Raw genomic sequence first — 26,448 nt, forward strand, 5'->3', positions numbered from 1 at the left:
CTCCTTTGTCTTTGCTGATGATTCTTTAGCTTGCTGCTGCCTTTTCTTCTTGTTTCGCTTGTTGAATTCGGCCCTCTTTTTGATACACAATAGAAGCTCCCTCGAAGCTCTTTACAAAAGCGACCGTTGCTTCTAAATCTTCTGGGCCTGTTTCCGGATTTTTCCCTAGCCGCCCAATCGGTGCATACTTACTTCCAGTGGCAGTCGCCATGAAGTTGTTCACTGTGAGTGTATACGTTTTATCGAAATCAACGGAAGAACCATCAGGCAGTTTTAAGTCGACTACTTTATATGTTAACGGATTGTACGAATAAGAAAAGCCTGAAATGCTATAATCCGGTCCAAATTGAGGAGATATTTGAGCTTCAATGATATCAACTAAATCTTTCCCCTTGATGTCCAGCTTTACTAACACATTTCCAAATGGCTGAATATTAAAGAGGTCTCCCCAAGTAATGGGTCCTTTTTCGAGATTTTGTCTGATACCGCCGCCATTCATCATGGCAAAGTCACTTTTCATTGAATATCTCATGCCATCCGCAATGAGGTTGCCAAGTGGTGTATCACCATCATTGGAATAGCCACCTTCCATCTTGACGCCAGCTTCTCCAACCACCTCACTAATAATCGGCTCCACTTCTTTTCCGTAATGGGCTAAAATGTCCGCTGCTTCCTGATCCTTTTCAATACCAGCCTGGTCTACATACTGGATCTTTGCACTCTTTTTGACAATATCCTTTGTTTTCCGGTCAAGTGTGACATTGACTTCTCCAATTGCCTTTCCGTATTCAAAGGCTTGGACAATTAATTTTCCATTCATTTCTCCATTGACCACTTCGTGATTATGGCCAGCGAAAATGACATCAATTTCGTCATCACCTTCTTTGGCGAGCCTTGCGCTTTCTCCAGTAATGGTATCACCATTTTGAGAGGCGGTCATATGAGCCAGAACTGCGATCGCTTTAATCCCTTTTTGCTTTAATTCTTTCGTTGCTTCATTGACAGCTTTGACTTCATCAGTAAATTGAATATCTTTAATTCCTTCTGGCATGACCATTCCTGCCGCTGATGTTGTCACTACCCCGATAAAAGCCACAGGAATTCCTTCGACATCCATGATTTCATAGGCCGGTAAAAGTGGTTTGCCAGTGTCCTTGTATTCGCAGTTTGCACAAACAAGCGGGAAGTTCTGCCCATCGTATCCTTTTGTGCCTTTCGGGTGATCTCCACCTTTTAAGATGCGCAATAATTCATCTACACCTTCATCAAACTCATGGTTGCCGACAGTCCCAACATCAAAGCCGATGTTCTCCATTAGTTCAACGGTTGGTTCATCTTGTAAAAGAGAAGAAACCGGCGAGCTTCCGCCTATCATATCTCCTGCATGAACTGTCAGTGTATTTTTTTGCGCAGCTTGCTTTTGTTTTATATAAGCCGCCACATAATCCATCCGTCCATATGTTCCTTTACTGCCATCACCTTTTACATCCAGCTCATATTGCTGATCAATTTTCCCATGTAAATCATTCATGCTTAAAATGGTTAATGGAACTTCACGGGTTGATGCTGACGCCTGATATCCAGCCTGCTCTGCTTCTTCTTTAGAAGCAAAAAAGATACGTTTATCCACATCGATCTCATTCCAGCTGTCAGGTGATACGTAGGTTTTTGCAGATGAATCCCCCACATAACGTGTGAGCCCTTTTTTCTGCTCGCGTGCTCTAAATTCAAACGGCTGTTCTAGCAGAGGATCTTCTTCATTCCAAATACCAAGCCCTTTTTCCTTGGCATCTTTCACTGCTTGCTGGAACATCCGATACTCTTTTTCATCTCCAACAGGCCAAATGAAATAAGTAGGGGCATATCCTTTTTTCACAAGCTCTAGGTTCGTATTCAGCCCTTTTTTGGTTTTGACTTGAGCTAAAAGACGTCCATATCCATCCTTTGCTTCCGGGCCAATCTTTAATGTGACTCGATCACCACTTGAAAGAAGCGTTTTTAAATAATCCGTCGCTTTTTGTCCAAAGCGCAGCTGGTTTTGATCTAATTCATTTTTGGGCTGGTGGTAGGTTTCTGGTGTGTCCATATTCACGAAGCGTACCTTTGTTGTGCCGAGCACAGGCTTCTTCAAATGAATGGTATCTCCATCCACAACACGATCTACCGTTGCCTCATATTCTTTTTTGATTTTTGGCGGCTTTGGCTGGTGCTTCAGCAATTTGACATCGGTTTTGTGTCTTGGAAGTACTTGCAGCGTATCATATCTGCTTAAAACGCCAGTAAACTCATACCATTTTCCGGTCTTCACTTGATCAATGGCACCCGTATCAACCATGACTCTAAGAACTGTGCTATGATATTTTTTATCGATGATGACCACATTGTATCCACCGCCAGCTGGCTGATCTGGCGCTTGTTCTACATAGCCTTTTACCTTCACTAATCTTCCTTCATATTTGCTTGCCTGATCCGATTCCAATTGTTTAATGGAAACTTTCTTTGGCGAAGGCAATGGCTGATTCACAGCATCTATCTTCAGACGATCTTGATCTGGCACAATTTCAACGAGCCCTTTATAAGTCGTCACCTTGCCAGTCACCGTGACCTTCATGCCTGCTTTCAGTTCTGGAAAATTCTTCGGCTGCGCAGAATAAATATTGAGACCAGCTGTTTTGTCTTGAATATATGTTGATAGTTTCCCATTCCCTATAGCGGATTGATCTGCTGTTACGATTCCGCTCACCGTTACCGTTTCTCCTATCAGTTTTCGGGCTTTTTTTATGTTCATCGGCTTTGTTTGTTTCCATAAAGTCTCCTTTTTCTCAGAAGAAGAAAACGCCTCAGCTGTCATCATACTAGGCAGTAAAGATTGCAGACTAAATATCACCAAAATCAAACAACAGACCATTCGAATGGATTGTATACGTTTCATTAGATTTCTCCCCTTTGAACTTCATCTCTTCTATTGTACAAAGCAATTATTGAGAATGGATGGATTTCATGTAAAGCTGATCTCAATTACTTGGAAACGTAATAATCACACGTGTCCCTTCAAAGCTTTTGCTCTCAAAACGAATGGTACCGCCATGGCTTTCAATAATCTTAATGGTCATCATTAATCCAAGACCCGTGCCTTTTTCTTTCGTTGTGTAAAAAGGTTCACCTAATTTCCCAATCTCGTCTTCTGGTATGCCCTTTCCTTGGTCTTCAAATATCAGCATCATTTGGTCGTTTTTCAATAATGAAGTCACTTGGATCACACCTGTTACTCCATCCATCGCTTCAATTCCATTTTTAAGAATGTTAAGGAACACTTGTTTTAGTTCATTTGGAATGCCTTGAATATGTGGCAGAGAGGGCGCCAGATTCTTTTGAATCGACACTCCTTTTAAGACCGCCTGAGATTCAACGACCATAATGACTTCTTCGAGCAGAAGATTCACATTCACCGGTTCAAATTTAACAGATTTGCTTCTAGAGAGCACAAGGAATTCGTTAATAATAGACTCAAGCCGATTAAACTCTGACATCATCACATCGGCATAATCCTTCTGATACTTTTTACTTTGAATCATTAGCTGTAAAAAGCCTTTTAACGACGTAAGTGGGTTACGTATCTCATGGGCAATACCAGCTGCAAGCTGTCCAACTGCTGACAGCATTTCAGACTTCATCAGCATTTTCTCAGACTGTTTTTGACTTGTAATATCCTCCGAAATCCGCATGACAGTAGACTGCATTTTGTCAGGGTCATCGATTCGGTGTAAAGAGACTCTTTCCCATCGCTCACGCCCTGATAAGTCCTGAAAATACAACTCACCTGTCCAGCTGCCCTCTCTTAAACACACGTCCCATTGTTTCGCTAGATCATCACATTGACACAACGCATAATAGACAGAAAAAATATCTTTTCCGATCAAGTCATATTCATGCTGCTGTACAAACTGACAAAAGCGCTGATTGACACACTGAATAACGCCTTCTCCCGTTGCAACCACAATATGAATATGGCTGTTATCAAGTGCTGTCACCGCAAGATGAAGAGCCTGCTTCAATTTCGTCATTTCGGTCATTTTGATCCAGGTCATCACTGCTCCCTCGCGATCTTGATCATAGAACGGCGTCATATGAACCGTGAATTGTTCTCCTTCGTTCGTTTCAATTTCACGTTCGATCACGCGCCTATCTGAAATGACAGATTGAATATCATGATAGAGCATTTCCTTCGATAGCTTCTTCACCATCGACTGAAAAGTTTGCTGGTGCCGGGTTTGAGCTGAAGTAAATAAAGAGGCAGCTGTAGGAGTGTGATAGCGAATATTCATTTCCCGGTCCACAAACAACGTGGCAAGTTCTGGCTTCACAGACGGCCGGTACAGTTCTTCTCTTGTCACCTTTAAGTTGTTTATGATATTAATAAAATGCTCGTTTGTTTTCTCGCGCACTTCTATTTGCTTGTTTTTTTCTTTTAATTGAGCCCTTGCTTCTTGCTCCTTTTGTTTGACCTCATTGAGCTCATTTTCTAAATCGACAATTCGCTGTTGATAAACCGAATTCTGCTCTGACATCCCTTTGTCCCTGCCGTTCTTTTGATTTTTTCCTCTCTCACTCATCCGAATGAGAATGACGTATACTCCTTTAAAACGGCGATCAAAATGTTTCACTGTAAAATCTGCATACTGCTTTCTTCCATTTTCCGAAATGAGGACATGTTGAAAAACAACCTCAGTCTCTTCAGTCCACACCTTTTGAATGCTTTGACTTAGTATCTCTTTCATATAATCAGGGGTTACATATTCACATAATTCATCTGAAACTTCTGCATGCGCTAAGAAAGAATAGGCACCGTTTGATATCGCGAGAATTTGCTCGCAATCGTCTATGATGAAACATGCATCATACTCCTGCTCTACTTCTTTCATATATTGGACAGCTCGTTCTTTTAACTCCGTACGACCTGCATTGTATTTAGGAACGTTTGAGTGGGTGTAAATGTTCCACTTTTCATTTAACAAATGAAATAAACGAGGGATATTGGGTACCTTTTCATTCGGTCCTAATATCAACATCCCTTGATCCTTTAGTGCATATTGGAATCGAGATAAGACTCGTTTTTGTACTTCTGGCTGGAAGTACATCAGAACATTTCGGCAACTGATAAAATCGAGGTGGATAAAAGGTGAATCAATCAATAAATTGTGAGGAGCAAAGACAATATGTTTTCTAAGCGACTGCTTCACAATAAAAGCGTCACCTTTTTTTTCGAAATATCGCGCCCTCCATTTTTCTGGCATCCGTGCCATAGACTCAAGCGAATAAACACCTTTGCTTGCACTTTGGATGGCTTTCCGGTTGATGTCTGTTGCAAACACTTGAAGTTCAATGGACACTTGTCTTCGTTTCATTTCTTCTAAAAATAACATCGCAAAAGAATAGGCTTCTTCACCTGTAGAACATCCTGCAATCCAAATGCGGCATCGAGATTTCCCATTTTTCATTGTGTTTTGAATGATCGACGGAATGATGTGATGTTCACATACTCGAAAGGCTTCCATATCTCTAAAAAAGGAAGTCGTTCCGCTTAAAAGCTGTACATGCAGGCGATCAAGCTCATCTGGTTCTCTCTCTAATAAACGATCGTACTCGGACAATAAGGAGATCGATTGGTTCGCACTCCTCATTCTTTTTTGAATGACAGAGAGCAGCCTGCGCTTCTCATAGGTTGAAAAAGCAATTCCTTTATGCATTTCAAGACGTTCAATCATTCTGATCAAAACAGGGTCTGCAACATATGTATGCGGAATGTTGATGATGTTGGCTATATATGACGCAAGTGCAGAAGGGTCTTGAAATGTTTGATGATACATACGATCAAACCCACTATTTGTCTCACTGCACGATATGGCTGTACCGCCTTGCTCAACGATTTGAAGCAAACCACTTCCTACACAATAGCCTTTTTGAAAAAAGATCGCATAGGCCTCTTCCTTTTGCACATTGGCAAGTGACTGAAACAACGAATTCACAGCACACGCCTTGTTCGTAGGATGCTGCTCTGTTATGTGTAGCCGTTTGTCTTCTGTCAATGTCACAGCTGCATGCTGCGGACAAAAATAAATCGTATTTTTCATGACTTTCTCACCATGCTTAATCGGCTTTGCTCGGTAGCCAATCGGTAAAACAAGTGCTTCCAAATCAGTTACACAATCGCCTGTCACATGATTTTGCACAACAATAAAAGAGGCATTTAATTCCTGCGGAAATGATTGAAAAAAAGCCTCAAGATGATGCTGTTCAAACGGCGAAACACCGATGCCAATCACTGGTGCCTGCACATGTTCGTCTTCTATCAAACGATTAATGATTTTGTCCTGCATCTGGTACCCCCATGTTCATTCGTCTGATACATTTTTTCGACAAAAAGGAAGAAAACCCTCTAATTGTAAATAATGTTTTTTGCATGAAAGGAGGAAAACTTCCTCACATTAAAACAGACTGTATAAACAGAAGGAGGATTCTTTATGCAAAACGATCAGCAGACAAATGTTCAAGGACATGCCCAGCAGTCCCAATTCAATCATGGCGGGCATGAGTTATTTGATTTACATGAGGTATTGGCAGGGACCATTAATATTTTGGATCAATACATGATCTTTCGGCAATTTATCCAAGATCCCGCATTATCCGACATGTTAGATCGACAATATCAATTTGTATTGTCCCAGTACAACGTCACGGTAGATTGCTTTTCTACTGGTCAAAAGCCTAGTGAAGAAACATCTACTTATATGATGAAAGAACAGACGCAGGTGACATACGGAATAAAACCATCTCAGCCTAAGAAGCCAAATCAATCATTACAGGATGTAAAAGATGCGGGAATTACAGGACATATGCTTGGTCTCGTGAAATCTCATGCTGGATTACTCTCAATGACTGCATTAGAGGTCACAAACCCTGTGGTGCGACGTGTGCTTGCAGCGCAAATTCCGAACTTTATTGAAATGGCATATGAAATTTTCTTATATCAAAACAAACATAGCTATTATCAAGTTCCACAGCTTACAGCTCAAGATATGCAGGCGATGACGTCTACATTTGCCCCTATGCAGGGACAAGTGCAGATGCCGCCAAGCAAAGTCAATCAGCAAAAACCGCTTCATTAAATAAAAACAACGGCCGACCTATTTACAGGTCAGCCGTTTTTTCTTTGATAATTCAGTTTAAATTGCTCTTCAAAATCTGTGAGACGTTGTCCTGTCGCTTGTTCAAACCCTCTATCAAAACGACTAGTTTTCGCCGTTTCCTCCATGATCTCATGTATGACATCTCGTCCATAAAGCTGCACAAGCTCATAGATCATATAGTAGCTTTGTAAATAAACATCTGTCTCATACGTCGTGCGAGATTCTTGCCAGTCTTGATCAGAATAAAGAGATTTAAAAGGAATGACGTCAAACCGTTCAGACGTGGCATTCAGCACATCATAGGCCGTCCATTCTGCTGTTCCTTCATGGAACCAAAGGGGAAAGACGACTGGAGATACCTTATATGCATGCACCTTTTCATAGAAAACAAAATGGGCATACTCATGAATGAATAACGTGTTGAAAAAGTATAAAGGCAGTGTCTCTTTCTTCAACAATTCTTCCCGTTTATCTGGGTATAATCCAATCATATGATCAACATCAGAATAAAAACCTGTAATATGCTTGATGCCAGCAAATTGCTCAATCGTCTCTTTATCATCAAAATAAATGATATCTAACGGTTTATCAGCTTCATACTGAAACACTGACATCGTTCTCTTCTTTGCCTGCTCAAGCGCTTCTATGGTCAGATCGACAAAGGCGCCCTCATCCTCTGCATAGTAGATTCGAATATGTTCATAGACTTGCTTATTGAGTCCTTCCGTTAAGACCGTTTTAGGCGAAGAATGCTCCTCTAGATATTGCCCTGCCAGCTGGAACGCTACATAAATCAAGTACGCAGTGAACGCATAAAAAATCAAACCTGCTGCAATCATTCCGCTTACAAGTTTTTTATGAATTAATGACGGTTTTGCTTTCATTTACTCCCCACCTGAATTCATCCTGCAACCTCTTTCTCTTTCTATGAAAAAACAAAGATCAACAAGAGGTGATATATTTTTTACTTTATGCAGTCAGGTGCGCAAGGTGCGGTTCCAAACAAAAAAGCCGCATATGACATACGGCTTTTGTCGTAGCTATTTTGATTCAGGGAAGACACGTCGAACCGTTTCAGTAAACTCGTCGAAGAATCCTGAAATTGGCTCTCCACTTCTAATACGTTTTCCGTACCCTGCCATACGATCGACAAAGTCTGGATTAGCAGATACATACACATTATCAATTTGTTGATCCGTCGATTTGACTTTGTCAGAAATTTTCTTTTTCAAATCGTCTGTTACATCTCCGCTTTTATTGCCTTCAAGCACGACAGCAACAAATGCATTTTTCCCTGTGACAAGTACGTTCGCTGTTTTCACTTCAGACATGTTGGCAACAAGCTCTGATGCCTTATCTGCCACTTTCACCTTCTGAGGTGTTTGCACATTTGGTTGATCCTGTCTCATGTTGTCGTTCTTATATGTGACATTTTCATACTGTCGTTTCATTGTTCCTCTTCGTTCATCGCCTTGGTTGTTCATTCCACACCCAGCAGTGATCAATGTTGGAACGAGTAATAAAGATAGCATCCATTTCTTATTCATCAATTGATTCCCTCCTTTTGCTCATAGGTTTTTCATCCAGCAGACTTTTTATGCACACATCCTCTATTTCAGCAATGAATTCATAAATCAGCCTTGATTGGTCATCCTAAACATGATGAAGAAGTATCATCACGATCAAATGGAGGGATTCGTTTGTTTAAAAAGAGAAAAGGTATGAGTACTGGTGCAATGATCGCAGCATCAACAGCCATCATTGCATTATTTTCACCACTATTACGGAGAAGACTTAGCAGAATGACTCAAATGAATTTGTCCTCAATGATGAAAGGCAAAGATCAACACCAGCATGAGTCATCTCGTCATGAGTCCCATTCACATTCACGTAAAGACTCAAAAGGTACAGCTGAAGTAGGACAAATGATCAAGCAAGCATTCACCGCTGTCCAGCCTAATGAAACAAGCCAGCATCAAACATCATCAAAAACATACCAAACTCATCAGCCGCCGAGAGAGTCTTACGCCCAGTCTCTTCACATTGATGAAAGTGTCATGAATGTAATGGATGATGAATCTATTCAGCAAGTACTCAATGACATCGAGCACAAATAACTAAAACAGGAGCCTTTTTTCAGAAAGGCTCCTGTTTATTCTCCTGAAAAATGCTCTTTCACCATGATGCAGAAGGAAGGCAAGAAGGTGATTTCGATCGTGATAACAAACCGTTCCACACCATCTAATAGTATCAACAGCTCTTTTTCATGCTGCCGATCCTTTTTTATTTCTACATGTCGCACAGTTTTAAAGGCATATACTCCTAAAACGGATGCGTCCTTTTTACGAATAGCCTTCAAAGAAAATTCTTGTACTCCAAGAGACATCGTCACCACAAATCGCTCTTCCTCATTCTCAAACCGAAACGTTAGATCTTGATATTCAATGGGCATATCTCGTTCAAATCCTTCATCAGGCCACGTCTCAAAAAAGGAAAGCCAGTCTGTTCGATCTGGAAATTGTTTTCTCCTCATTTTAAACCCCTCATAAGTGAAATTTTTATTAATTATCTTGTTTCCCCTTTTCTTTTGCAACAAATTTTAGTAATTTTAAAAAGGTGATTTTATTTTGCTAAGAGACCTCTTTATTAATTTAACAATTCTTGTCACTTTCCATTATTTATTGATGCTTGTGTTTAAAGAGAATTTTTTAAAAAAGGAAGACACCTTGCTCAGACAAATTTTTAAAGGAATCATTTCTGGGTTACTCGGTGTCCTCTTAATGTTTTTCTCTATTAAAGCAGGACCAGCCATCATCGATTTAAGACATATCCCCCTTATTTTAACGGCATTTTATGGAGGCATTGCACAAACGTTCATTGCAGCCTGTGTGATTATTATTGGCAGATTATTAATCGAAGCCAATGTCGCTTCTTTCATTAATATTTTTTCCATGATATTTATCGCCACAGCTTCCTTTTTAATTGCTGAGCGTCATATCAATCACGTCGTAAAAATGCTGTTATCTATTACCATGAGCAACGTCATAGCGACTAGTTTATTTATCTCCATCGTCAATGAAAGATCGTTTGAACTGCATGCTGCCTATTGGATTTTCTCGTATATTGCCGGTTTATTTAACTTTTATGTCATTGAGCATCAAACAAAAGCGTATCAGATGTTAAATTTGTATAAATTCCAAGCTCATTATGACTTTTTAACTGGTGTTTTAAATAAACGGAAATTCGATGAAATATTAAGTGATGCTTTTTCTCTGAACTTAAAGCAACCTATCCATCAAATGTCCTTGATTTACCTAGACATCGATTATTTCAAAACCATCAATGATCAGTATGGACATCATGAGGGAGATATCGTTTTAAAAGAAATCGGAACAAGGCTGATTAAGAACACAAGAAGCTCTGACTATATTGGGCGGATCGGCGGTGAAGAATTTGCTGTGCTTTTACCGAATTGTTCCGTTGAAAAAACATGGCAAATTGCGGAACGTTTACGAAAAAAAATGGCGGATCAGCCAATTTATTTGCAAAACGGAACATCTATTCACATTACGGTGTCAATTGGATGTGCTTATGATGCAGGAACAAGTGAAAACATGAAACAATTACCGATTATTGCAGACCAGGAGCTCTATAAAGCAAAGCAGTCAGGCCGAAACCAAGTGAGCTTTTCTGGACGAAAAAGAGAACACTTAACATAGGCTTTTTCCTCAATTTGTTAGCGCTAATTATTTTTAAAAAAGTTTTCGTATAACAGTTGTTTTTTCCCGCAAACACTGGTAAAGTAAAGGTAATTATTTTTGTTCGTATCATCTTTAAGAAGAAAGTTTTGAAAGAGTTTTCGTCTTTGAAGTTTGTGTAAGAGCAAGAATAGTGAATTTAAGCGTTAAGATCGCTTTAGGAGGAAATTTCATGTTAGAAGGTAAAGTAAAATGGTTCAACTCTGAAAAAGGTTTCGGATTCATCGAAGTAGAAGGTCAAGACGATGTATTCGTTCACTTCTCTGCTATCCAAGGCGAAGGCTTCAAAACTTTAGAAGAAGGTCAATCAGTTTCTTTCGAAATCGTTGAAGGTAACCGTGGACCACAAGCTGCTAACGTTAACAAAGCGTAATTTAAGAGCATCTGCTCTTTTAGCACTTTATAGAGTGAAGGAAAACCGCTCGGCTTATGCCGGCGGTTTTTTTGTGTAATAAAAAAAGAGAACCTGACAAGAGGTTCTCTTTTTATTTGTCCTTCTGCTTTAGTTTCTGTAAAGCAGAACGATACATATCATCATTCATTTTCGTCTCTGGTTCTTCTTCTTTGACAGGTGGTTCTGGCTGTTTAAACTTTTGAAGCGCCTGTCTATAGAAATCATCACCTGACGGAGCATCATCTGTCTGAGAAGGCTCTGACGCTTTTTCTTCCACTTCAGGCTCTACAGGTCTCGCCGCAACTTCTGGCTCGCTATGCGGCACGTCAGGATGATTCGATACATCTTCTTTGATCTCTTCCTTCTCGGCCGAAGCGTGTCTGACATTGAACGCTACTAATCCGATAATGACTAGAACAGCAGCTACTAACGCTACAATAATCGTCGCCAAAAGAACCCTCTCCTTATCGCTTTAATGACGCAGTGACTGATGCTACACGTCTTCCTAATGCTTTCCCCAGCTCAATGCCTTCTGTAGAAATCACTTCATCAGAATCAATCGGGCACGTCACACCTGCTCCATAATAAGAGCCGTATAACGCATTTTCTGGAACATTTCCAGGAAGGCCGACCACAAGCATCCCTTGATGGAACATCGGCGTAATCAAATTGTGCATCGTCATTTCTAATCCGCCATGTGTTGTCGCAGTGGTACAGAAAACGGCACCGACTTTATCGATGAGTTTTCCTTCTGCCCATAAATACCCAAGACGGTCAATCCATGTCTTTAATCCAGAACTAATGGTACCAAAGTGACCAGGGCAGCCCCAAATGATTGCATCCATTTGATCAAGCTTGCGGATATCCGCATCTTTCACATGATCAATGAACACTTCAGCTTGCTCTGTTTCACCTGCGCCAGCTGCAATCGCTTCTGCAAGTGCTTTTGTATGGTCACCTTCACTATCGTATACGACATAAATTTTCATGTACGGTCCCTCCACACTTATCTTGCATCTTGGTTTGCTTCCTTAGGTGCTGGAAGCAATGTCATTTCTTGTTTCTTATCCTGCTTTTCTTTTCGCTTTTTATCCTTACGTACATCTCGCAGGAACAAGCTGAGAATCACACCAGCTGCACAGAATAATGTCACCCACATGTAAGCATCATTGATGCCCATCACATTTGAATCAACTTGTGCTTTCGTAAAGAGCTGGGTCGACACATATTTTTGAGCAGCTTCTGCTGTCATGCCCATATGGTGCATCACATTAGAGACAGCCGCCTGGAATGAATTCATAAAGAACGGATCAGCTGTATTCGTTTGATCTGCCATATTAGAATAATGGAATGTCGTGCGATTTGTATAAATCGTCGTGATCAAACTCGTACCGATCGAACCACTGATTTGTCTCAGTGTATTTGACATCGCTGTACCATGACTGTTTAAATGCTGCGGTAATTGGTTCATCCCAGCAGTCATGACTGGCATCATTAAGAGTGACATACCAAAGGCACGTACTGCATACATGAGCACAATGTGACTATAAGATGTATCAATCGTAAGCTGTGTAAACTCGTATGTGGTGACAACCGTAATCAGCATCCCCACAATGGCAAGTGGACGAGGTCCAAATTTATCAAACAAGATCCCTGAAATTGGGGACATAATGAGCATCGCAAGTGCCCCTGGAAGCATTAATAACCCCGATTGCAGTGCAGTAAACCCAACGAGGTTCTGCAAGTAGATCGGTAGTAAGAACATCCCAGTGTATAAGGCAACGGTAATAATAATGTTAATAACACTTGATAATGAGAAAATGCTGTATTTAAACACGCGGAAATCAAGCATCGGATTATCCGCTTTTAGCTGTTGGAAAATAAAGAGAATGATCGCAATCGCACCAATGATAATCGTAGATAAAACGATTGGATCTGTCCAACCATCACTTCCCGCTTCACTCACTCCGTATAGAAGCGAAGCAAAACCAACGATCGACAGAATCGCACCAAGAGTGTCCAGCTTGATTTTTTTAGGCTCTACAATATTTTTAAACATAAAGAAAGCCGCGATAATGACAATCGCACCGATTGGTACAAGTCCATAAAACATAATACGCCATGAATAGTGTTCAATAATATAACCAGATAACGTTGGTCCGACAGCTGGCGCAAACATCATCGCAAGACCAAAAATCCCCATTCCTTTCCCTCTGTTTTCTGGAGGGAAAATAAAAAGGATTGTTGTCATGACGAGCGGCTGTAAGATACCGCCACCGACTGCCTGAATCAAACGACCAATCAGCATCGTCGAAAAGTTTGGCGCAATACCGCAAATAAAAGTCCCTAGTGTAAATGAAATCATCGCCACGAGGAATAAGCTGCGCTGGCCAAAACGTGTGATTAAAAACGCAGATAACGGAATGAGCACACCATTGACAAGCATGTAACCTGTTGTAAGCCACTGAATTGTCGTCGCACTCACATTAAATTCAGTCATTAAATGGGGCATGGCTACGTTCAAAAGCGTTTGGTTTAAAATCGCTACGAACAAACCGGCCATTAAAATGATCAGTAAAGACAAGGAGCCTGCTCCCTGTTTTGTCGCTGCAGGTTGATTTGCCATCTCAGACAACCTCCTTTCATTTTTTGATATCAGTCATCATTAAGATGAAATTTTGACAGAAGCATTCATACCTGGAAGTACTTTGTCAGATGGATTTTTAATTGAAATTTTCACTGCTACTTTTTGTGTCACTTTCGTGTAGTTACCACTTGAGTTTGTTGCTGGCAGCATATTGAATGTTGAGTTTGTTGCATAACCAATTTGTTCAACTGTTCCTTCAAATGTTGTATCAGGATCGCCGTCTACAACGATGTCCACTTTGTCGCCTTTTTCAATGTTCTTAATGTCTGTTTCTTTAATATTCGCTGTAATGTAAAGCTTGCTGAGGTCAATCGTTTCACCAAGAACTGTCCCAGGCTGCACTTGTTGGTTGTTTTGTACTTCTTTTTTGACTAATGTGCCATCAGCCACTGCTTTAATGTTTGTTTTTGCTTCTCCTTCAACTTTTGCAACTGTGCTGTCTTTTTGCACTTCGTCACCTTCATTGATGTCCCAGCCTTTGATTTGTCCAGCTGCTGGCGCTGTAATTTGGTACATGTCACCTGTCACTTTTGCTTCATCTGTTTTTACGAAGTTTGTGCTTTCGTAGTAGTAATAAGCACCTCCGGCAATAATGGCAAGAATCACAATAAGGCCAATAATATTCGTTAGCAATAAACGCCCTCTGTTCATGTTTTGTTTCTCCTTTCATGTATAAAAATATAGTGTCATCTGCTTTAGCAAACTTAGAATGCCCATCATCTGACAGATTATGAAACAAGCTCATAGAGCTGCCTGTTTCCCCTTTTTCTACTCCGCTGAAAATGGTGTGCAGCCCATTTATACTTATTGTTCACTTATGAGCAAAAAGCAGAAAAAGAAGAAAAGACAATCGGCATCTTTTTTGAAAAACTTATATTTAACAAGATTAAATATTAATAAATGAAAATTGAAATGTCAAAGAGAAAGTTTTACTTTTTTTCTGGTGATCCCTTCCTTCTCCACACAAAAAACCTTTCAGCCCTTATGCTGAAAGGTTTTTTTGAATGTTCTCTTTAAGAAAGAACTTCTTCCTGCTGAAAAAATTTTTTTAATGCGAGAAAAACGTCTGATTTTTGCTTCAAAATATAATGCTTAAATTTCTCATCCTGAATATGTTTATATGCTGACATTAACGTAGAATGCCGATTATATTGATTCACTTCACCATAACAAAATAAATTGGCTTTTTTCATAATTTCAGAAACGAGCTTCACGCACCGTGCATTATCAGAGGTCAAATTGTCACCATCAGAAAAATGGAAAGGATAAATATTATATCGTGACGGGGGATATCGTTCGTCTATGAGCTCTAGTGCCTTTCGATAGACAGAAGAACAAATGGTTCCCCCGCTCTCTCCCCGAGAAAAGAAATGCTCCTCGTCTACGACCTTCGCCTCTGTATGGTGAGCAATGAATTCGATCTCGACTGTCTCATACTTTGTCCGCAAGAAACGTGTCATCCAAAAGAAAAAGCTTCTCGCCATATATTTTTCCCAAAGCCCCATACTTCCGCTCGTATCCATCATCGCTAGGACAACCGCTTTTGATTCTGGTTTGGTGACTTCATTCCACGTCTTATACTTAATATCCTCTGGATAAATAGGATAAAAGGAAGGGCTTCCTGTCATGGCATTTCGTTTAAATGCTGACAGCATTGTTCGTTTTTTATGGATATTACCGGTTAACCCCGTTTTGCGAATATCATTAAACTCAATTTCCTCGACAACGATATCATCAAGTTCCTTTTGTTTAAGATTTGGTAGCTCCAGCTCACGAAACAGCGCTTCCTCTAAATCCATTAATGAGACTTCTGCTTCGTAATAATCATCACCGGCTTGATCTCCAGCACCTTGACCTTTTCCCTGCCCTTGCTTACTGTCAGATCCATCCCGAGCGACCACATCGCCAACTTGGCTGTCTCCATCCCCCTGACCTACATGCTTATTTTTATCATAGTTGTACCGAATTTTATATTCATCTAAAGAACGGATCGGAATTTTGACCACATCTTTGCCATTAGACATGATGATGCTTTCCTCTGTGACAAGATCCGGCAAATTGTTTTTAATCGCCTCTTTGACTTTTTTCTGATGACGCTGCTGGTCATCAAAGCCTTTTCGATGGAGGGACCAGTCTTCCTGAGACACAATAAACTGACTTTTTTCTTGCCGGGACATCCATCCCCCTCCTCACCTTTTTGGACAATTCTTGTACCCATCGATTCCATTATCGTATGCTGGCCGTCGTCGAAATGACGATGATTTTTAAAAAAGACATTACCGGTGCTAGTTTGCGCCAATAATGCCTCCTTCATTTATTAACGATTCAGAAGACTGCCTACATATTTTAAGAGTTCATTTGCACTTGTAGAATTATAGCCATGCTCATCAATCAATCGCGCCACTACTTCATTGACCTTTTTCAACTGTTGCTCATCCGGCGTTTTCGTCGATGTCGTAATTTTCACGACATCTTTCAAATCGGCAAAGAGTTTCTTCTGAATAGCTTCTCGTAATCTCTCGTGAGAATTATAATCAAAGCGTTTGCCCTTTCTCGCATAAGCCGAAATCCGAATAAGGATTTCTTCTCTGAATGCCTTTTTGGCGTTTTCAGAAATGCCGATCTGTTCCTCAATTGAACGCATGAGCTTTTCATCAGGATTCATTTCTTCACCTGTTAACGGATCACGCAGTTTGTTTTTATTGCAGTACGCCTCGACATTATCTAAGTAATTATCCATGAGAGTTTTCGCAGACTCCTCATAGGAATACACAAATGCCTTTTGAACTTCCTTCTTCGCCATATCGTCATACTCTTTTCGTGCGACAGAAATAAAATTCAAATAACGTTCCCGATCTTCACTTGAGATCGATGGATGCTGATCGAGTCCTTCTTTTAAGGAACGGAGGACATCCAGTGCATTGATGGATTCCATGTTCTTTCGAATAATAGTGGATGAAATGCGGTTAATGACATATCTCGGGTCAATTCCGCTCATTCCTTCGTCATGAAATTCCTTTTTCATCTCATCAATATCAACAGATTGGAAACCTTCGACACTTTCGCCATCATACAGTCGCATTTTTTTCACCAAATCGATATCAGACCGCTTCGGCTCTTTCAGCCTTGTCAAAATAGAGAACATCGCAGCCACCTTTAGCGTATGCGGCGCAATATGAACATCTGAGACATCACTTTCTGAAATCATCTTATGATAAATGCGTTCTTCCTCTGTCACCTTTAAATTATAAGGGATCGGCATCACAATAATTCTTGAGTGTAAAGCCTCGTTCTTTTTATTTGAAATAAATGACCGATACTCCGTTTCATTCGTATGTGCAACAATCAATTCATCCGCACTAATCAACGCAAAACGCCCCGCCTTAAAATTTCCCTCCTGCGTTAATGAAAGAAGATGCCATAGAAATTTCTCATCACACTTTAACATCTCCTGAAATTCCATCATTCCACGATTCGCTTTATTGAGCTCTCCATCAAACCGGTACGCACGCGGGTCTGACTCTGAACCAAATTCAGCAATCGTTGAAAAATCAATACTTCCTGTTAAGTCAGCAATGTCCTGAGATTTCGGATCCGACGGACTGAAAGTACCAATGCCGGTCCGTTTGTCCTCTGAGAAAAAGATTCGTTCCACTCTCACATCCTCAATGCGGCCATCATATTCCTCTTCCAGCCTCATCAAGTTCAAAGGTGATAAATTCCCCTGCACACGTATGCCATATTCTCTATAAAAATCCTCCCGCAGATTTTGCGGAATGAGATGAAGCGGATCTTCATGCATTGGGCAGCCTTTAATCGCATAGACTGCGCCATGATCTGTCAGTGAATACTCTTCAAGCCCTCTTTTCAGCCTTGTGACAAGCGTCGATTTCCCGCCGCTGACTGGGCCCATTAACAATAAAATACGCTTTCTGACATCTAAACGTTTAGCCGCAGGGTGAAAATACTCTTCCACTAGCCTTTCCAATGATTCCTCTAAACCAAAAAGCTCCTGATCAAAAAATTTGTAGGTTCTGACCCCATTCTCCTCTTCAATCCCGCTGTCCTTAATCATATGATAAACGCGAGAATGAGCAGATTGAGCGACAAGTGGATTTTCTTTAATAATATCTAAATATTCGCTGAAGGTGCCTTCCCATTTCAGTCGCTGCTCTTCTTCTCTGTGCTGTTCAATTTTCTTTAAAATATCCATATGAACCTCCTCTTTCAAGATTGAAGCTAGAAATCAGATACTGTTTTACAATCTATGCGGAGGCGTCCTATTACATGCTTTCGTTCTTCAAAATGACGAATTGGCAAACTGAATTGACAACCATCCGCAAGACCCTTCATAATAAAGGAAAAACAGGAGAAAAATGATCTTCATCTCCTGCTTTTCAAGGCGAACTTCACAACATATGAAACCGGCAGCAAAGGAACAACGGGATAAGGGGGAGCTTATATGAGAACGGTCATTATGATGGGCGTCATCATTACGTTTTTAGTATCCATTTTCACAGCTGGCTACGAAGGCAAGCCTGGTAAATGAAAAAAAGGATGTTCCATCAGCGGAACATCCTTTTTTATTTAATTCGTTGTTTTCAGCACTTACATATTCACTGAAAGCGAGATGGGATCTCGGCTTTTATCATGTTCTTATATCAAATCTCGGTATTGCTGCTGGCGAAGCGCCTCATACACAAGAATCGCTGCCGTATTCGATAGATTCAGTGAACGAACATGCTCTGTCATCGGTAAACGAAGACAGCGATCCATATTCCGTTCAATCAAATCTTTTGGCAATCCACTTGTCTCTCTGCCAAATACGAAGAAATAGTCTTCATCTAGCTGCGAGTAATCGAACGTTGTATGCGGCTTTTGCCCAAACTTTGTGATGTAGAAAAATTGCCCCTTCGGATGAGCCTCAAATAATTCATCTAATGAATCATGATAGACGACATTGGCATATTTCCAATAATCGAGTCCTGCACGCTTCAGCATTTTATCATCTGTCGAAAAACCAAGCGGACGAATCAGATGAAGTGTTGTATTTGTTGCTGCACATGTTCGCGCAATATTTCCAGTATTAGCTGGAATTTCTGGTTGATATAAAACGACATGAAGTCCCAAAAAAGTTCACCTCTAATTTTCTTTTCCGCTCAACATTATACCATTAACTATCCTTCGGAGCATCGTCCAAAATGTGAAAAAATGTATAACGAATACTAGGTGTATAAGCCGTTGAATCTTCATACGACCAGTAACGCATACGGCTGTCATACGTTTGTGCATTCACAAGAGGCATTCCACCTTTATCATGATCAACGACAATGGTTGTATGATTATACCTACCGTCACCCTCAAAATCGTAGCAAATAACATCACCTATTTGAAGCTCCTGCGGCTCCTTGAGCTTCTTTGCTCTCAACCCCGCTTTGGAATTCGCTAAATAATTTTTCATCGAATGTGCCACCGTCCAGCTGTAGCTCCACGTATGTGGACGAACCCACCAGCCAGATCCACGGTTCGGATATCCTCTCGTTGGCGCATTCCCTGCTTTTAGACATTGTGAAATAAAATTCGTACAGTTATCTTCGAAATTTTTATAGGCTGGATTCCGTTTATTCCAATACGTCTCAGCATATTGAACAGCTGCACGCCGGTCATAGTGAAAAGCTCTTCCAAATTGGTCTTCATTTTGGAAGCGCTCATCCACCGGCTCTTCCTTTTGTCGTTCTTCTAACATCATCCGATCTTTCACAAGCATGTCGTTATAAAGAAACGCTTCTCTTTTCTCAACCTGTTCCTCTAAATAAAAAGAATCGTCTATATCCTTACAGACATAAGTGAGGTGCGCGAGATATTGTACTTGCTGAGCTCCATCATCTTGAATAGCTGAATCGAGAAGTTTTGCTTTTGCTTTCGCCTTGACAATCTCAACTTGTCTTCTTGCAAACAGCTCTTTCTTTCGCTCCACAGCGTCCACATCAGACATCAGCTGCGGCTGTTTGATCGTACTGCCATTTAATAAATATGCCAGTCTGTCTTCTAACGTTTGTTCTAATAATTGTTTCACACAGACACCACCAAACTTTTTTTAACATCTCTGTTTGGTTCATTCTATGTTCAATGGGAGGTTATTTAGTATTTAAAGGTGTTTGTAACAATTCAATCCCTTTGATGATCTCTTGTTTTGCTTCTTCATCACTTTCCCGCTCAAGGGCTTTTTCCAGTTCTGAAAGCTGCTGACCATCGCCAATTTTACCGATTGCCCAAGCAGCCGTACCTCGAATGACCGGTCTTGGATCTTTATGCATCAGGTCAACCAAATCTGGCAAAGCAGATGCATCTTTAAAGTGAGCAAGTGCCAAAATGGCATTCCGCTGAATAGGCTTTTTCCCTCGCCATGATCCAGAAACATGACCATACTTCTCTTTAAATTCACGATTGCTGATTGTCAGCAGTGGCTTTAAGAGCGGCTTTGCAATTTCAGGGTCCGGCTCCATTTCAGGATGTAGATGAAAGTCTTTCCCTTTATTAATTGGGCAGACCGTTTGGCACGTATCACATCCATACAACCGATTCCCTATTTTCGAGCGAAATTCGTCAGGTAAAAACCCTTTTGTCTGTGTTAAAAACGAAATACACCTTTGAGAATTGAGCTGGCCTGGATTCACAAGAGCACCCGTTGGGCATGAATCCACACATTTATTACAAGTTCCGCACTGGTCTTCTATTTTCTCATCCGGTTCAAATGGAACATTTGTAATCATCTCAGCCAAATAGACATAAGATCCGAACTCTGGTGTGATAATCATACAGTTCTTTGCACTAAAGCCAATGCCAGCACGTTCAGCTACAGCACGGTCAGACAATTCACCTGTGTCCACCATTGATTTTGTCCGTATATCTTCGTGTTTACTGCGCAAAAACTCTTCAAGCATGTCGAGCTTTTTTTTCAGCACAACATGATAATCAGTTCCCCATGAAGCCCTGCAAAAAATCCCTCTCCTTGCATCCTTTGTACTTCGAGGAGCATCTTTCATTTTGGAAGGGTATGCGAGCGCAATGGCGACAATTGATTTTGCTTTTGGAAGCAGCAAAGCAGGATTTGTTCGTTTTTCGATATCAGGCTCTTCAAAACCGGACAAATACCCTAACGATTCATGTAAGATGAGGCGGTCCTTTAATGAATCAAATGTATCAGCACTCGCAAATCGAATTTTATCGACACCAATTTCGTTCGCATATTGAATTAACTCTTCTCTTAATTGTCCAACATGAATCACCTTGCAAACCTCCTTTCTTTGTTTCTTCAGTTGTTTTCAGTATAATACGAGTGTATCATGACCGATTGGAGTGAGTCACTGTGAAGATACAAATGGAAATCTCCCAACCTCAAAGCCCGTCTATCCATGTTGGACAGATTGAATATTCACATATTGAGATAGGAAAATCCCCTCAAATGTTAAAAGGCCGACTGCGCCTGTTTCAAGAATCTTTGTTTTTTGAATATGAAGATCAAACTTTGGAAGAAGTACCAGCGATCAAAGAATGGACGAATCTTCTAGAAGGTGTCCCCTTTCTTCCGCTTCTTGCTGATATTCAAAAAGAACAATTTATTGACTCGACCAATTCCGTACAGGATTTGTCGATATTTTTTTCATTAAAATATTTCTTGCCTATCCTTACATTAGATGCCGATCAATTGCAAGGGCCTCTTTCATTATCCAAAAATGAAACTGGTCATATTGAATGGCAGGATGGCGCAGAGCTTAAAGGGTTATTTTCTCAAGCAAATAAAGCTCAAATTTCTCAAGACACAAAAAGCATTCTTCAAATCATTCTCTTCCCACCATCTATTTCCCGGGAAAAGAGTGAGGCACTTATACAATCCTTGACGAAGATGTTTATACAAATACATGGTGGAGAAAGCAAATATGAACTCATTGAAAAAGCACTGTAGGTCACAGTGCTTTTCACATTATACTGACATAATAAAAAACGCAACACTTCGTTTATCTATGAAACGAAATACTGCGTTATAAACAAAATTATGTATTGGAGCGGGTGATGAGAATCGAACTCACGACATCAGCTTGGAAGGCTGAGGTTTTACCACTAAACTACACCCGCATCAATCTTTTAAAGACAACATCATTGCGTTGACTTTTATTATGTTACAACTTTCTTAACAATTCGTCAAGAGAATATGAAGATTTTTCGTCAAAAAATTTCATATTCTCCATATATATTACGATAGTTATTTATCGAGCTGGATATAAAATAAGTAGGCATGTGACTTATTCTTCAGCGCTTGCTTAGGATTTTTCTCAATCCTTTCAAGCATCGGTGAATTCCCGTCTTTTCCCATTGCCGCTGTATATGCAATCAGTGCCTTTCCTCCAGAAGAGACTTTGACAGTATCAGATTGTGCAGAAAAAACATAATCACTTATTTTGAACGGAAAACTTGCTGTTGCTTTTGTCATTCCCTCATTCTTGTTGTCTGACCACATACTAAATTGTGATTCATATGTATCTTTCTCATTTCTTAATTGTAAAAGTATATTCATCGTTTGGTCAGTTCCATCCTGATGTAACGTAAAAGTCGAAGAAGATACTTCCTTATCAACTAGTCGGCCATTTTTGTAGTGGCTCCCGATAAAAGTAATACTCTTATCATTCTTCGTTAATCCTTTAAGTGTAAGAGCTACTATTTCATTCGTCGTTGATGCGTCTAGTAAGTTCTTTTCTTTTTTTGTCAGTTTCATTTTTTCAATCGTTACTTGGTTTTTAGAGTCAGACTCTGTTTCTATTTTAGAGACCGTTTTCTCTGTCGTTGTTGTTTCTGCAGCCTTCTCGCCGCATCCTGCTAATAGAAAAACAGTCAATAAAAGAATGCTCCATTTCTTAATCATTGATATCCCCTTTTATACTTTTATTTTTTATTATACTAAAATTTGGTTGATTATACAAAAAAAGATTAGGAGAATTCTCCTAATCTTTCGCTTTTTTCTGTTTCATGGCTGATAGGAATGCCACAATGAGAAAACTGACAGCAAAAATGACAACCATATAAATAAAAAAGTTTGGTTTGATTTGGAACGTAAATGCAGACGAACCTTCCATCTCAAAAGCAAGACTATTAAATAATAATTCATTATTTGTTTTTGATTGAAATAAGTGATAGAACAGAACACCAATGGTCAGCATCGGAAAACCTAAGAAACCTAGGAAACTACCAACAATTGCACCTTGTTTCATTGCCTGAACGTTCATGATCGTTGTCCTCCCATTCCACCAAGCAATAACTGCTTCATAATAGACTTACCATCCCCCATAAACGGAAGAAGGTAGAGCAATTGAATAAAATACGTGATTGAAAAAATGAAAAACCCTGTCGAAATCGGATTTTCTTTTAGAAATAAAACAGTCACAATGATTCCGGCTGTGCCAATGAGCCCCGGCAAAAGCGGACCAAGCAGTGTAATCCACACCTGTTTTTTCTGAAACGGATCTAAAACAGGCCTCACAAATTTCACAGACATCATATCGCTCGCAAAAAAGCCTTGAGGACCATCCCGGCCGGCGAACTTCCGATGTGCATACCCATGTGCCGCCTCATGCAAGGCAGTTCCAGTAATTAATCCAAAATAAATAATCGTAAAATAAATCGCAATGGCTGCAATCGATGGATCAGGAATAAATAAAAAGGCGATTCCCGCCATGATCATAAAGAGCACCCAGAAAAAAATGATTTTACGCGTCACCATCAGCAGAGCCGTGCCTAGTATGTGAAGAAATGAATGACCCGTGCAGTCAAACCGCTCTTTCATCTTTACTTGATACTGTTTAAAAAATTGACAGCAGGCTGTGACAGCTCGATATGGTGATTGATAATGAATCGATAGCAAGTGATGCTGATTCAGCCCCATCATCAATTGATAAAAATCGCGGGCAATCACAGACTCATCGACTTGAAACAAATCGGCGAGCTCTGCCGTAATACTCGCCTCTGTCCTTTGACCATCCACTTTCGTTAACATATGATATGCACTTTCGTTAATTGGAAGTGAGCTTCCGTACTGCGTATCAGTCAAATGCCTTTTTTGTAAAGTCACATAAGGCGCAAGTGCCGGCACCCGCTCAATCTTTAGCTTAGTGTTAAGAAGTTGAATCATGTGAATACCTCCATGAAAAACCTTTATATATGGCAAAGATGAGCAGACATTCAAATCCTGCCACAAGCAGCCACTGAATCATTTGACTCGATTCCCCTATCACATAGTTTCCAATAAATACAATCGGAATCATGATTAAAATAAGCGCTCCAAACGAGAAAATGCCTGTGTAAGGATTATTTCGATCAAGGGGCAATAAAATACCCACCACATAAAAGAGAGCCGTTGCATTACACAAGACAGCAGCACCAATCAACACGATCCAGATCTGATCCGGTAGCGTCAGTGTTGTGATCATAAATAAAACAATTTGGATCACACCAACGAGCAAAAGTCCGAGAAACTTATAAAGAGCCACTTCCCACGGCCTTAGACCGAACGTTTTATACATCCCAAGCATACGTTTGTCATTGCCAAATGAATTAAAAGCTGTTAACCCAGCTAGCGCACATAGGACAAAAAAAGCTTCTCCTTCAAAGCGGAAGGCAAACTGATAACGGACAAATAAAATGACAATAAGGAGGATGAGAAAATTTAAAATATTTTCTTCATTTCTCACTTGTGACTTTATTTCCTTTACAATGAGAGACCACTTTTTTGAAGATGAAAATGGCAGTTTGTGCAGAAAGGTTAACGCTTTTTTCTCAGCCATAATTGGCATTAAAGCAAGAGAAATAAATGCGCCTCCCGCAGATAATAGGATGAAGAGGATCAAAATCGCATAATTCACCCCGTCAGGAGACATCCCTTGTGACGCTAAGAAAAACGGCGCTGTAAAATACATCAAATGATAATCAAACTGTACATATGATTGCTGTATTTGATTGATGTCGAAATGTGTCATTCCATACGCTACAACTAGCGCTAATAAAACAAATATCGCTGCAAATTTTTGCAACGGTAATTTTAATTTTAGTACGAGTAAATAAGTCACGTTGTAAATGAGCTGAAGCAGTGTTAAGACAAAGAGTGATTGCAACAGCACCATCAAAAAGAACGTAAGAATAAAGAAAATACTGATCCCTTGTGCAATAAAATTAGGTAAAAGCAAGATCCCGATGAAAAATAAAACAAGCCCTGTCACGACTGTCACCATCGGAATGAAGTAACCAAGACTTTTTTGAAAGGTAGACAGCGGAAACCAGCTGAGCTGCATAGAAAAACGATCTTGTTCAGGTGTTCTGACTTTGATCAGCACAAATAACAAGCTTGTAAAAATGGATGCATTGATTGCCATCGACACAACCAACAACCCAAGTGAACGTTCATCTCCATTTAAGAAAGCCTTCATAAAGACACCCGTAAAACTGTATCCGATGATGGCTCCCATTGTGACTGCAAACAAAAAGAATAAGACCACAATGATTCGCTTCGTTTGAGTATCAAAGAGCTTATACATCTCCTGCTGCCACATTTTAAGCATCATTTTAGAAATGATTAATGATTTCATCAAAATGTGCACCCCTATCACTTAACATTGAAGCTTTCAGAAACACCTGTTCCAATGTGCTTGATTGATACTTTTCTTTTAAGGCTGAAACCGTCCCTTCATCCATTTTATTTCCTTTAGAAATAATGGCGATCTTGTGGCACAGCTCTTCCGCTGAAAGCATATCATGCGTTGAAAGCAAGATTGCACCATGGTGCTCGGCATAACGTTTCATTAGTTTCTTTGTGTTTATAACCGCTTCAATATCAAGTCCTCTAAAGGGCTCATCCATGATCACTAATTGACTCTCAAGCATAAAGGCAGCAATCAGCTGTGTCTTTTTTTTCATTCCATGGGAATAGGTTTCAATCGGTCTTGATAAAGCTGATTCCATATCAAACAATTCAATTAGTTGATTTCTTCTTTGAATTGTTTTACATTCATACATAGAAGAAACAAAATCTAAATATTCAGCACCAGTCAATGCTTCAGGGAGCAGCAGATCATCTGGAACATAGGCGACTTGTTTTTTAAAGGATGGATCATCATTTGTGACATCCTTGATATGAATGGTTCCTTCTGTATGCTTAATGATGCCGAGTACACAGTTAATCATCGTTGTTTTACCGGATCCATTTGGTCCAGCCACAGCAACGATTTGATGAGGGGCAATTTTCAAATGAAAATCATTGACAGCAGTCACGTTATTTTTATACGTCTTGGTTAAATTCTCGATCGTAAACATATAACCTCCAAGTGTCTGCATATTCTTTAAAAACAGATCAGGCTAAACCGCCCGCCACAGACGGTTTAGCCCTGGTGTCTTATCTAAGAAGTAAAAAGATGAATC

Annotated in this window: 24 protein-coding genes and 1 tRNA gene; 5 read left to right on the forward strand and 20 right to left on the reverse strand. The window is 40.1% G+C overall.

Annotated elements, in window-relative coordinates:
* Window positions 1–25: 25 nt before the first annotated feature.
* Together LCD32_RS01440 and LCD32_RS01445 are read right to left on the reverse strand one after the other, a co-directional pair.
* Window positions 26–2,932 (reverse strand): 5'-nucleotidase C-terminal domain-containing protein, encoded by a 2,907-nt coding sequence (locus LCD32_RS01440; RefSeq protein ID WP_052321071.1) that lies wholly within the window; start codon window positions 2,930–2,932, stop codon window positions 26–28.
* Between the two features lie 82 nt (window positions 2,933–3,014).
* Window positions 3,015–6,377, reverse strand: a complete 3,363-nt coding sequence (locus LCD32_RS01445; protein WP_224562597.1) for a CheR family methyltransferase — start codon at window positions 6,375–6,377, stop codon at window positions 3,015–3,017.
* 144 nt (window positions 6,378–6,521) lie between these two features.
* On the opposite strand from LCD32_RS01445, the gene LCD32_RS01450 reads away from it, so the two are divergent.
* Window positions 6,522–7,166 carry a spore coat protein gene (locus LCD32_RS01450; protein WP_060780917.1) on the forward strand — a complete coding sequence of 215 codons (645 nt, stop codon included), beginning with the start codon at window positions 6,522–6,524 and terminating at the stop codon, window positions 7,164–7,166.
* Window positions 7,167–7,195: 29 nt separating this feature from the next.
* Here the strand turns inward: LCD32_RS01450 and LCD32_RS01455 are convergent, their stop codons facing one another.
* Window positions 7,196–8,071, reverse strand: a complete 876-nt coding sequence (locus LCD32_RS01455; RefSeq protein WP_058213957.1) for a hypothetical protein — start codon at window positions 8,069–8,071, stop codon at window positions 7,196–7,198.
* A gap of 156 nt (window positions 8,072–8,227) precedes the next feature.
* Complete coding sequence (locus tag LCD32_RS01460; protein ID WP_008349054.1) at window positions 8,228–8,734, reverse strand: YhcN/YlaJ family sporulation lipoprotein; 507 nt, start codon at window positions 8,732–8,734, stop codon at window positions 8,228–8,230.
* A 153-nt stretch (window positions 8,735–8,887) separates the two neighbouring features.
* Between LCD32_RS01460 and LCD32_RS01465 the strand changes: the two genes are divergently transcribed.
* Window positions 8,888–9,304, forward strand: a complete 417-nt coding sequence (locus LCD32_RS01465; RefSeq protein WP_224562598.1) for a spore coat protein — start codon at window positions 8,888–8,890, stop codon at window positions 9,302–9,304.
* Window positions 9,305–9,339: 35 nt separating this feature from the next.
* On the opposite strand, the gene LCD32_RS01470 is transcribed toward LCD32_RS01465, so the two are convergent.
* Window positions 9,340–9,720, reverse strand: a complete 381-nt coding sequence (locus LCD32_RS01470) for a hypothetical protein (protein ID WP_017366906.1) — start codon at window positions 9,718–9,720, stop codon at window positions 9,340–9,342.
* Window positions 9,721–9,814: 94 nt separating this feature from the next.
* Between LCD32_RS01470 and LCD32_RS01475 the strand changes: the two genes are divergently transcribed.
* Both LCD32_RS01475 and cspB read left to right on the forward strand, forming a co-directional pair.
* Window positions 9,815–10,906, forward strand: coding sequence for a GGDEF domain-containing protein (locus tag LCD32_RS01475; RefSeq protein ID WP_017366905.1), 1,092 nt, complete (start codon window positions 9,815–9,817; stop codon window positions 10,904–10,906).
* A gap of 211 nt (window positions 10,907–11,117) precedes the next feature.
* On the forward strand, window positions 11,118–11,318 hold the full coding sequence (gene cspB / locus LCD32_RS01480; RefSeq protein ID WP_008349061.1) for a cold shock-like protein CspB: 201 nt from the start codon (window positions 11,118–11,120) through the stop codon (window positions 11,316–11,318).
* A 112-nt stretch (window positions 11,319–11,430) separates the two neighbouring features.
* Here cspB and LCD32_RS01485 read toward each other — a convergent pair whose 3' ends face one another.
* The 9 genes from LCD32_RS01485 to queG form a co-directional block, all read right to left on the reverse strand.
* A complete protein-coding gene (locus LCD32_RS01485) occupies window positions 11,431–11,790 on the reverse strand; it encodes a hypothetical protein (protein ID WP_017360371.1) in 360 nt (119 codons plus the stop codon).
* A 13-nt stretch (window positions 11,791–11,803) separates the two neighbouring features.
* Window positions 11,804–12,328 (reverse strand): flavodoxin family protein, encoded by a 525-nt coding sequence (locus tag LCD32_RS01490; protein ID WP_224562599.1) that lies wholly within the window; start codon window positions 12,326–12,328, stop codon window positions 11,804–11,806.
* 17 nt (window positions 12,329–12,345) lie between these two features.
* Window positions 12,346–13,965: a DHA2 family efflux MFS transporter permease subunit gene (locus tag LCD32_RS01495; RefSeq protein WP_024719937.1), complete on the reverse strand. Its 1,620-nt coding sequence runs from the start codon at window positions 13,963–13,965 to the stop codon at window positions 12,346–12,348.
* Between the two features lie 39 nt (window positions 13,966–14,004).
* Window positions 14,005–14,637, reverse strand: coding sequence for an HlyD family efflux transporter periplasmic adaptor subunit (locus LCD32_RS01500; protein WP_007497037.1), 633 nt, complete (start codon window positions 14,635–14,637; stop codon window positions 14,005–14,007).
* Window positions 14,638–14,999: 362 nt separating this feature from the next.
* Window positions 15,000–16,163: a sporulation protein YhbH gene (gene yhbH / locus LCD32_RS01505; protein ID WP_007497035.1), complete on the reverse strand. Its 1,164-nt coding sequence runs from the start codon at window positions 16,161–16,163 to the stop codon at window positions 15,000–15,002.
* Between the two features lie 140 nt (window positions 16,164–16,303).
* Window positions 16,304–18,199: a PrkA family serine protein kinase gene (locus tag LCD32_RS01510; RefSeq protein ID WP_224562600.1), complete on the reverse strand. Its 1,896-nt coding sequence runs from the start codon at window positions 18,197–18,199 to the stop codon at window positions 16,304–16,306.
* A gap of 443 nt (window positions 18,200–18,642) precedes the next feature.
* Window positions 18,643–19,116, reverse strand: coding sequence for a tRNA (uridine(34)/cytosine(34)/5-carboxymethylaminomethyluridine(34)-2'-O)-methyltransferase TrmL (gene trmL / locus LCD32_RS01515; protein WP_003211950.1), 474 nt, complete (start codon window positions 19,114–19,116; stop codon window positions 18,643–18,645).
* A 43-nt stretch (window positions 19,117–19,159) separates the two neighbouring features.
* Window positions 19,160–20,062 carry an amidase domain-containing protein gene (locus LCD32_RS01520; RefSeq protein WP_224562601.1) on the reverse strand — a complete coding sequence of 301 codons (903 nt, stop codon included), beginning with the start codon at window positions 20,060–20,062 and terminating at the stop codon, window positions 19,160–19,162.
* A 61-nt stretch (window positions 20,063–20,123) separates the two neighbouring features.
* On the reverse strand, window positions 20,124–21,272 hold the full coding sequence (gene queG, locus LCD32_RS01525) for a tRNA epoxyqueuosine(34) reductase QueG (RefSeq protein WP_224562992.1): 1,149 nt from the start codon (window positions 21,270–21,272) through the stop codon (window positions 20,124–20,126).
* An 83-nt stretch (window positions 21,273–21,355) separates the two neighbouring features.
* On the opposite strand from queG, the gene LCD32_RS01530 reads away from it, so the two are divergent.
* Complete coding sequence (locus tag LCD32_RS01530) at window positions 21,356–21,952, forward strand: hypothetical protein (RefSeq protein WP_224562602.1); 597 nt, start codon at window positions 21,356–21,358, stop codon at window positions 21,950–21,952.
* Window positions 21,953–22,048: 96 nt separating this feature from the next.
* Here the strand turns inward: LCD32_RS01530 and LCD32_RS01535 are convergent.
* From LCD32_RS01535 to LCD32_RS01560, 6 genes are all read right to left on the reverse strand, one after another.
* Window positions 22,049–22,122 (reverse strand) — tRNA-Gly (locus LCD32_RS01535).
* Window positions 22,123–22,249: 127 nt separating this feature from the next.
* Window positions 22,250–22,906: a hypothetical protein gene (locus tag LCD32_RS01540; protein WP_217816447.1), complete on the reverse strand. Its 657-nt coding sequence runs from the start codon at window positions 22,904–22,906 to the stop codon at window positions 22,250–22,252.
* Between the two features lie 79 nt (window positions 22,907–22,985).
* Complete coding sequence (locus LCD32_RS01545; RefSeq protein WP_008349089.1) at window positions 22,986–23,267, reverse strand: hypothetical protein; 282 nt, start codon at window positions 23,265–23,267, stop codon at window positions 22,986–22,988.
* A complete protein-coding gene (locus tag LCD32_RS01550) occupies window positions 23,264–24,169 on the reverse strand; it encodes a PqqD family protein (RefSeq protein WP_060780913.1) in 906 nt (301 codons plus the stop codon). Before LCD32_RS01550 ends, LCD32_RS01545 begins: the two co-directional genes overlap by 4 nt.
* The gene (locus LCD32_RS01555; protein WP_060780912.1) at window positions 24,153–25,619 is read right to left on the reverse strand and encodes a hypothetical protein; all 1,467 of its coding nucleotides are present in this window, start codon (window positions 25,617–25,619) and stop codon (window positions 24,153–24,155) included. Before LCD32_RS01555 ends, LCD32_RS01550 begins: the two co-directional genes overlap by 17 nt.
* The gene (locus LCD32_RS01560) at window positions 25,597–26,343 is read right to left on the reverse strand and encodes an ABC transporter ATP-binding protein (protein WP_008349096.1); all 747 of its coding nucleotides are present in this window, start codon (window positions 26,341–26,343) and stop codon (window positions 25,597–25,599) included. The genes LCD32_RS01555 and LCD32_RS01560 overlap by 23 nt, the downstream gene beginning before the upstream one ends.
* Window positions 26,344–26,448 lie beyond the last annotated feature (105 nt).

This window comes from Bacillus sp. RSS_NA_20, from assembly GCF_020165915.1.
GTDB classification, from domain to species: domain Bacteria; phylum Bacillota; class Bacilli; order Bacillales; family Bacillaceae; genus Bacillus; species Bacillus altitudinis.

Coding starts and splice junctions, on each gene's coding strand:
- LCD32_RS01495 (WP_024719937.1), bottom strand. CDS start 13,965: ATGGCAAATCAACCTGCAGCGACAAAACAGGGAGCAGGCTCCTTGTCT.
- LCD32_RS01540 (WP_217816447.1), bottom strand. CDS start 22,906: ATGATTAAGAAATGGAGCATTCTTTTATTGACTGTTTTTCTATTAGCA.
- LCD32_RS01545 (WP_008349089.1), bottom strand. CDS start 23,267: ATGAACGTTCAGGCAATGAAACAAGGTGCAATTGTTGGTAGTTTCCTA.
- LCD32_RS01490 (WP_224562599.1), bottom strand. CDS start 12,328: ATGAAAATTTATGTCGTATACGATAGTGAAGGTGACCATACAAAAGCA.
- LCD32_RS01460 (WP_008349054.1), bottom strand. CDS start 8,734: ATGAATAAGAAATGGATGCTATCTTTATTACTCGTTCCAACATTGATC.
- LCD32_RS01560 (WP_008349096.1), bottom strand. CDS start 26,343: ATGTTTACGATCGAGAATTTAACCAAGACGTATAAAAATAACGTGACT.
- cspB (WP_008349061.1), top strand. CDS start 11,118: ATGTTAGAAGGTAAAGTAAAATGGTTCAACTCTGAAAAAGGTTTCGGA.
- LCD32_RS01445 (WP_224562597.1), bottom strand. CDS start 6,377: ATGCAGGACAAAATCATTAATCGTTTGATAGAAGACGAACATGTGCAG.
- LCD32_RS01500 (WP_007497037.1), bottom strand. CDS start 14,637: ATGAACAGAGGGCGTTTATTGCTAACGAATATTATTGGCCTTATTGTG.
- LCD32_RS01470 (WP_017366906.1), bottom strand. CDS start 9,720: ATGAGGAGAAAACAATTTCCAGATCGAACAGACTGGCTTTCCTTTTTT.
- LCD32_RS01450 (WP_060780917.1), top strand. CDS start 6,522: ATGCAAAACGATCAGCAGACAAATGTTCAAGGACATGCCCAGCAGTCC.
- yhbH (WP_007497035.1), bottom strand. CDS start 16,163: ATGTCCCGGCAAGAAAAAAGTCAGTTTATTGTGTCTCAGGAAGACTGG.
- LCD32_RS01455 (WP_058213957.1), bottom strand. CDS start 8,071: ATGAAAGCAAAACCGTCATTAATTCATAAAAAACTTGTAAGCGGAATG.
- LCD32_RS01510 (WP_224562600.1), bottom strand. CDS start 18,199: ATGGATATTTTAAAGAAAATTGAACAGCACAGAGAAGAAGAGCAGCGA.
- LCD32_RS01440 (WP_052321071.1), bottom strand. CDS start 2,932: ATGAAACGTATACAATCCATTCGAATGGTCTGTTGTTTGATTTTGGTG.
- LCD32_RS01555 (WP_060780912.1), bottom strand. CDS start 25,619: ATGAAATCATTAATCATTTCTAAAATGATGCTTAAAATGTGGCAGCAG.
- LCD32_RS01550 (WP_060780913.1), bottom strand. CDS start 24,169: ATGATTCAACTTCTTAACACTAAGCTAAAGATTGAGCGGGTGCCGGCA.